At 70.8% G+C, this 7,329-nt stretch carries 3 protein-coding genes; 2 read left to right on the top strand and 1 reads right to left on the bottom strand.

Going from position 1 to position 7,329, the window contains the following annotated elements; translation table 11 throughout:
* Positions 1 to 75 precede the first annotated feature (75 nt).
* Positions 76 to 2,652, bottom strand: coding sequence for an alpha-glucan family phosphorylase (glgP, locus tag ACWCP0_RS11680; RefSeq protein ID WP_451078644.1), 2,577 nt, complete (start codon positions 2,650 to 2,652; stop codon positions 76 to 78).
* Positions 2,653 to 3,234: 582 nt separating this feature from the next.
* Here glgP and ACWCP0_RS11675 point away from each other — a divergent pair.
* A complete protein-coding gene (locus ACWCP0_RS11675) occupies positions 3,235 to 5,340 on the top strand; it encodes a maltotransferase domain-containing protein (protein ID WP_451078643.1) in 2,106 nt (701 codons plus the stop codon).
* Positions 5,337 to 7,178 carry a maltose alpha-D-glucosyltransferase gene (gene treS, locus ACWCP0_RS11670; RefSeq protein WP_451078642.1) on the top strand — a complete coding sequence of 614 codons (1,842 nt, stop codon included), beginning with the start codon at positions 5,337 to 5,339 and terminating at the stop codon, positions 7,176 to 7,178. The genes ACWCP0_RS11675 and treS overlap by 4 nt, the downstream gene beginning before the upstream one ends.
* The last annotated feature ends 151 nt before the right edge of the window (positions 7,179 to 7,329 follow it).

The following is a 7,329-nucleotide window of genomic DNA, read 5'->3' as shown; positions in this document are numbered from 1 at the left end:
GGAACGTGACGCCGTCCGTGGAACCCGGGCCCGCTCCATGAACACGCCGGCCCCCGCCCAACTGCCGCACCGGTGTCAGCGCATCAGCACTCCCGCCCTCTCCCCCGTCGTCTCCGTCGGCAGCGCAACGAGCCCGAGATCGGCGCCGGACGGCAGCAGCGGGTGCGACGGCAGCACCCGGACGGTGTAGCCGAAGGGTCCGGTGCGGTCCAGGGCGAGCGGTCCCTCGTAGATCCAGCGGCCCGCCTCGTCCGGTCCGTCGTCGGCGGGTTTCAGCGGGAAGGCCTGGGCGTCGGCGATCGTGTCGTCGGAGTCGACGCGGCCGGCCACCGCCTGCACCTCCACGTCGTCCCGCTGGAGGGCGCCGAGCCTGACGCTGACCCGCAGGGCGAGCGTCGAGCCCAGCTCCGCGGTCCCGAGCGCCGCGCCCGCCTCGACATGGTCGACGGCGACGCCCGGCCAGGCCCCGCGCACCCGGGACTTCCAGGCCGCCAGCCCCCGGGCCGCGTCCGCGTCCAGGGCGAGGACGCGGTGGGCGCGGGCGGCCGGGGCGTACAGCCGGTCCACGTACTCCCGCACCATCCGGTCCGCGAGCACCTTCGGGCCGAGCGTCGTGAGGGTGCGGCGGACCATCTCGATCCAGCGGCCGGGAAGCCCGTCGCGGTCGTGGTCGTAGAAGAGCGGCGCGATGCGCTCCTCGATCAGCCCGTACAGGGCCGCGGCCTCCAGCTCATCGCGCCGGTCCTCGTCATGGGCCGCCGAGCCGTCGGCCGTGGGGACGGCCCAGCCGAAGTCGGGCTCGTACCACTCGTCCCACCAGCCGTCCAGGACGGACAGGTTGAGACAGCCGTTGAGCGCCGCCTTCATCCCGCTCGTGCCGCACGCCTCCAGCGGCCTGAGCGGGTTGTTGAGCCACACGTCGCAGCCCGGGTAGAGCGTGCGCGCCATCGCGATCCCGTAGTCGGGGAGGAAGACGATGCGGTGGCGCACCCGCGGATCGTCCGCGAACCGCACCAGCTCCTGGATGAGCCGCTTCCCGCCGTCGTCCGCCGGATGGGCCTTGCCCGCGACGACGATCTGCACCGGCCGGGCGGGGTGCAGCAGCAGCTCCATCAGCCGGTCGCGGTCCCGGAGCATCAGCGTGAGCCGTTTGTACGCGGGGACGCGGCGGGCGAAGCCGATGGTGAGGATCCCGGGGTCGAGGACGCCGTCGATCCAGCCGAGCTCCGCGGCGTTCGCCCCGCGCTGCCGCCACGACACGTACAGCCGCTTCCGTACCTCCCGCACCAGCTGCCCGCGCAGCTCGCGGCGCAGCTCCCAGAGCTCGGCGTCGGGCGTCACCCCCACGGCGTCCCCCAGGCTGCCGATCTCGGGCGCCACCCAGGTCGGGGCGTGCACCCCGTTGGTGACGGAGGTGATGGGCACCTCGGGCGCGTCGAAGCCCGGCCACAGACCGGCGAACATCCGACGGCTGACGGCGCCGTGGAGCGTCGAGACGCCGTTGGCGCGCTGGGCGAGGCGCAGACCCATCACGGCCATGTTGAAGACGTTCGGCTCGCCGCCCGGATAGCTCTCCATGCCGAGCGGCAGCACCCGCGCGGCATCGACTCCGGGCAGTTCGCCGTCGTCGCCGAAGTGGCGGGCGACGAGTTCGCGGTCGAAGCGGTCGATACCGGCCGGGACGGGGGTGTGCGTCGTGAACACGGTCCCGGCCCTGACCGCCTCCAGTGCCGCGTCGAAGTCCAGTCCGTACGGGGCCAGTTCCCGGATCCGCTCGAGACCGAGGAATCCGGCGTGGCCCTCGTTCGTGTGGAACACCTCGGGCTCGGGGTGGCCCGTCAGCCGGCAGTACGTGCGGACCGCGCGCACTCCCCCGATGCCCAGGAGCATCTCCTGCAGCAGGCGGTGCTCGCTGCCGCCGCCGTACAGCCGGTCGGTGACGTCCCGCTCGCCCGGGGCGTTCTCCTCGACGTCCGAGTCGAGGAGCAGCAGCGGTACGCGGCCGACCTGGGCCTGCCAGACACGGGCGCGCAGCGAACGGCCGCCGGGGAGGGCGAGGACGACCTGGGCCGGGCTGCCGTCGGCCTCGCGGAGGAGGGTCAGGGGCAGCTCGTCGGGGTCGAGGACGGGATAGTGCTCCTGCTGCCAGCCGTCGCGCGAGAGGGACTGGCGGAAGTACCCGTGGCGGTAGAGGAGTCCGACGCCGACGAGGGGGACGCCGAGGTCGCTCGCGGCCTTGAGGTGGTCGCCGGCGAGTATGCCGAGGCCGCCGGAGTACTGCGGCAGTGCGGCGGTGATGCCGAACTCGGGCGAGAAGTAGGCGACGGCGGCGGGCAGCGGCTCGTCATCGGCCTGCTGCTCCTGGTACCAGCGGTGCCCGTGCAGATAGTGGTCGAGGTCGCCGGCGGCGTCCGCGAGCCGGTGCAGAAATCCGTGGTCGCGGGCGAGACCGGCGAGCCGCCCGGCGGACACGGCGCCGAGGAGCCGCACCGGGTCGCCCCCGGCCGCACGCCACCCCTCGGGGTCGACGGCGCGGAAGAGCTCACGGGTCCCGGAATGCCAGGACCAGCGCAGGTTGCGGGCCAGCTCGCTGAGGGCGGCGAGGGGTTCGGGGAGGACGGGGCGGACGGCGAATCGACGAATGGCCTTCACAGGTCCCACCTTCGCAGCGGAGGTACGCATCCGGGGACGCACAACGCTGGGCGCCGGGCCGGATGTCGCCTTCGCCTCCGACGGTAGTGGGGCGGCGGCGTCCTCAACCACGGCGCGAGAAGGGGGCGCACGGGCCCTTGCGCCGTCTCGGGCGCCTCCGGCGGGCCCACGCAGCGGAGCCGCATGATCGACACGGCCCCCGCCCCGCCCCTTCCCGGACTGGGCGCTTCGCCCCCGAACCCGTTCCGGGGGTGGGCTCCGCCCCTCGAACCCGCGCTCCTGAAACGCCGGAGGGGCTGAATTCTTCCCGTCCGACGCGCGCCGTCCACGGACCGAGGACACCAGGTCCTGTCACCACCCACCGGCCCGCACCCGGGCTTACGACTCCGGGGCGGGCCGTGCGGGTTCGGGGGCCCGCACCGCGAGAGGGGGGCGCGCGGGTGGTTGTCCGCCCCGCTACCTCCTAGTAGTTAACCAAGCGCCGGATTGCCCCCCGGCACTGCGTGGGAAGGCTCCCCCGGTACCCACCGGCGCGCACACATCCACACGCAGCTATTCGAGTGAACGCGGACAGGAGCGGCCATGCCCGCAGCCCGCCAGTCGTCGACGGAGCAGTTACAAAGAACACCCACACCCCGCGCAGCGGATCCGCCCGCTCAACCCGCCACGCCCGCACAGCCCTCAGGTGATGCCGTGAACCCGCACATTGGCCGCATTCCCGTCCTGGACGTACGCCCGCTCGTCGACTGCGGCAGAAGGCCCGCGAAGGCCGTGGCCGGCGAAACCCTACCGATCTCCGCCACCGTCTTCCGAGAAGGCCATGACGCGGTGGCCGCCAACGTCGTCCTGCGCGACCCGAGCGGCAGGCCCGGCCCCTGGACGCCGATGCGCGAGCTCGCGCCCGGCACGGACCGCTGGGGGGCCGATGTGACCCCCGACGCCGAGGGCCACTGGACCTACGGCGTCGAGGCGTGGAGCGATCCGTTGGCCACCTGGCGCCACCACGCCGGGATCAAGATCCCGGCCGGGATCGACACCGCGCTGGTCCTCGCCGAGGGCGCCGAGCTCCATGAGCGCGCGGCCGCCGGCGTACCGAAGAACGACGGCCGCGAGGCGGTGCTCGCCGCGGCGGACGCGCTCCGCGACGGGGCGCGGACCCCCGCCGACCGGCTGGCCGCCGCGCTCGCCCCGGAGACGGTCGCCGCGCTCGACCGCCATCCGCTGCGCGAACTGGTCACCGCCTCGCCGCCGTTGCCGCTCCAGGTCGAGCGCACCCGTGCGCTGTTCGGCTCCTGGTACGAGTTCTTCCCGCGCTCCGAGGGCGCCACGTTCGAGGGCGGAAAGCTCGTCTCCGGCACCTTCAGGACCGCGGCGCAGCGGCTGCCCGCCGTCGCCGCGATGGGCTTCGACGTGGTGTATCTGCCACCGATCCACCCCATCGGCCGCACCTTCCGCAAGGGCCCCAACAACATGCTCGAGGCGGGCCCGCACGACGTCGGCGTGCCCTGGGCGATCGGCTCGCCCGAGGGCGGCCACGACGCGGTCCACCCGGACCTCGGCACCCTCGACGACTTCGACGCGTTCGTGCGCTGCGCGCGGGACCTGCGGATGGAGGTCGCGCTCGACTTCGCGCTGCAGTGCTCCCCGGACCACCCATGGGTGGAGAAACACCCCGAGTGGTTCCGCCACCGCGCCGACGGCACCATCGCCTACGCCGAGAACCCGCCGAAGAAGTACCAGGACATCTATCCGATCGCCTTCGACAAGGACATGCGAGGGCTGGTCAGGGAGACCCTGCGGGTGCTGCGCCACTGGATGGACCACGGTGTGCGGATCTTCCGTGTCGACAATCCGCACACCAAGCCGGTCGTCTTCTGGGAGACGGTGATCGGGGAGATCAACCGCACCGACCCGGATGTGATCTTCCTGGCCGAGGCGTTCACACGCCCCGCGATGATGCACACGCTCGGCGCGATCGGCTTCCAGCAGTCGTACACGTACTTCACCTGGCGCAACACCAAGCACGAGCTGACGGAGTATCTGACGGAGCTGTCCGGCGACGCCGCCGCGTACATGCGCCCCAATCTCTTCGTGAACACGCCGGACATCCTGCACGCCTATCTCCAGGAGGGGGGCCGCCCGGCGTTCGAGGCCCGGGCGGTGCTGGCCGCGACCCTCTCCCCCACCTGGGGCGTGTACGCGGGGTACGAGCTGTGCGAGAACACCCCGCTGAAGCCGGGCAGCGAGGAGTACCTGGACTCGGAGAAGTACCAACTGCGTCCCCGTGACTGGGAGTCGGCGGAGCGCAAGGGGCGCAGCATCGCGCCGCTGATCACGGCGCTCAACCGGATCAGGCGCCGCCACCCGGCGCTCCAGCAGCTGCGGAATCTCCACTTCCACCACGTCGACAACGACGCGGTGATCGCGTACAGCAAGCGCTCGGGACCGGATGTCGTCCTGATGGTCGTCAACCTCGACCCCCACCACACCCAGGAGGCCACGGTCTCGTTGGACATGCCGGTGCTCGGCCTGGACCGGCACGAGACCGTACCGGTGCGCGACGAGCTCACCGGCGAGACCTATCACTGGGGCAGGGCCGTGTATGTGCGCCTCGAGCCGGGCGTCACGCCTGCGCACATCGCCGTCCTGCGACCGTCCCCGCCGATCGGAGGGTCACCCACATCATGATCGTCAACGAGCCCGTCCACGACCTCTTCGAGGACACCCCCGCCAAGGACCGGGACCCCGACTGGTTCAAACGCGCCGTGTTCTACGAAGTGCTCGTACGGTCGTTCCAGGACAGCAACGGCGACGGCATCGGTGACCTGAAGGGCATCACCGCCAAGCTGGACTACCTGCAGTGGCTGGGCGTCGACTGCCTGTGGCTTCCACCGTTCTTCAAGTCCCCGCTCCGCGACGGCGGTTACGACGTCTCCGACTACACGTCCGTGCTCCCCGACTTCGGCGACCTCGCCGACTTCGTGGAGTTCGTCGACGCCGCCCATCAGCGCGGCATGCGGGTCATCATCGACTTCGTCATGAACCACACCAGCGACCAGCACCCGTGGTTCCAGGAGTCCCGCAAGGATCCGGCCGGGCCGTACGGCGACTACTACGTCTGGGCCGACGACGACAAGCAGTTCCAGGACGCGCGGATCATCTTCGTCGACACGGAGACCTCCAACTGGACCTTCGACCCGGTCCGCAAGCAGTACTACTGGCACCGCTTCTTCTCCCACCAGCCGGACCTCAACTACGAGAACCCGGCGGTGCAGGAGGAGATCATCTCCGCGCTGCGCTTCTGGCTGGACCTCGGCATCGACGGCTTCCGGCTGGACGCCGTGCCCTACCTCTACCAGGAGGAGGGCACCAACTGCGAAAACCTCCCGGCGACACACGAGTTCCTCAAGCGCGTCCGCAAGGAGATCGACGCCCACTACCCGGACACGGTGCTGCTGGCCGAGGCCAACCAGTGGCCCGAGGACGTCGTCGACTACTTCGGCGACTTCCCGGCGGGCGGCGACGAGTGCCACATGGCGTTCCACTTCCCGGTGATGCCCAGGATCTTCATGGCGGTACGGAGGGAGTCCCGCTACCCGGTCTCCGAAATCCTCGCCAAGACCCCGGAGATCCCGGAGAACTGCCAGTGGGGCATCTTCCTGCGCAACCACGACGAGCTGACGCTCGAAATGGTCACCGACGAAGAGCGCGACTACATGTACGCGGAGTACGCCAAGGATCCGCGGATGCGCGCCAACATCGGCATCCGGCGCCGGCTCGCACCGCTGCTCGACAACGACCGGAACCAGATCGAGCTGTTCACGGCGCTGCTGCTGTCGCTGCCGGGCTCGCCGATCCTGTACTACGGCGACGAGATCGGCATGGGCGACAACATCTGGCTGGGCGACCGGGACGCCGTACGGACCCCGATGCAGTGGACCCCGGACCGCAACGCCGGTTTCTCGTCCTGCGATCCGGGCCGGCTCTATCTGCCGACCATCATGGATCCGGTCTACGGCTACCAGGTCGCCAATGTCGAGGCGTCGATGGCGTCGCCGTCGTCGCTGCTGCACTGGACCCGGCGGATGATCGAGATCCGCAAGCAGAACCGTGCCTTCGGACTCGGCTCGTTCACCGAACTGCCGTCGTCGAACCCGGCGGTGCTGGCGTTCCTGCGGGAGTACAAGGACGACCTGGTCCTGTGCGTCAACAACTTCTCGCGGTTCGCGCAGCCGACGGAGCTGGATCTGCAGAGCTTCAACGGCCGTCATCCGGTGGAGCTGATCGGCGGGGTGCGCTTCCCGGCGATCGGTGAGTGGCCGTATCTGCTGACGCTGGCGGGGCACGGCTTCTACTGGTTCCGGCTGCGCAAGGAGGCCGTGTCCCCCGAGGCCGTGGTGAACGGCGCCGTACGGAAGGGCGCCACGGTGAGCTCCGCCATGGGCTCCGCGAAAGCCCGCGCAAAGGCCTCCGCGAACAACTCGGCGAAGAACTCCGCGAAGGGCCCCACGCCCGAGCGGACGTGATCCGGCACATGCCATGTCGTGTGCGGGGCGGTTGTGACCGCCCCGCACGGGGCACGCTCACCCTCATATCGAGGCTCATGTCGGGACTCGTACCAAGGCTCGGGTCGAGGATGGCCCGAGGCCGTACGGACCATCCTCACCCGACACTCCC

The sequence above is a fragment of the Streptomyces sp. NPDC001970 genome, assembly GCF_053594115.1.
Note: the sequence above shows the minus strand (reverse complement) of the source record. Positions and strands in the feature narration are given on the sequence as shown.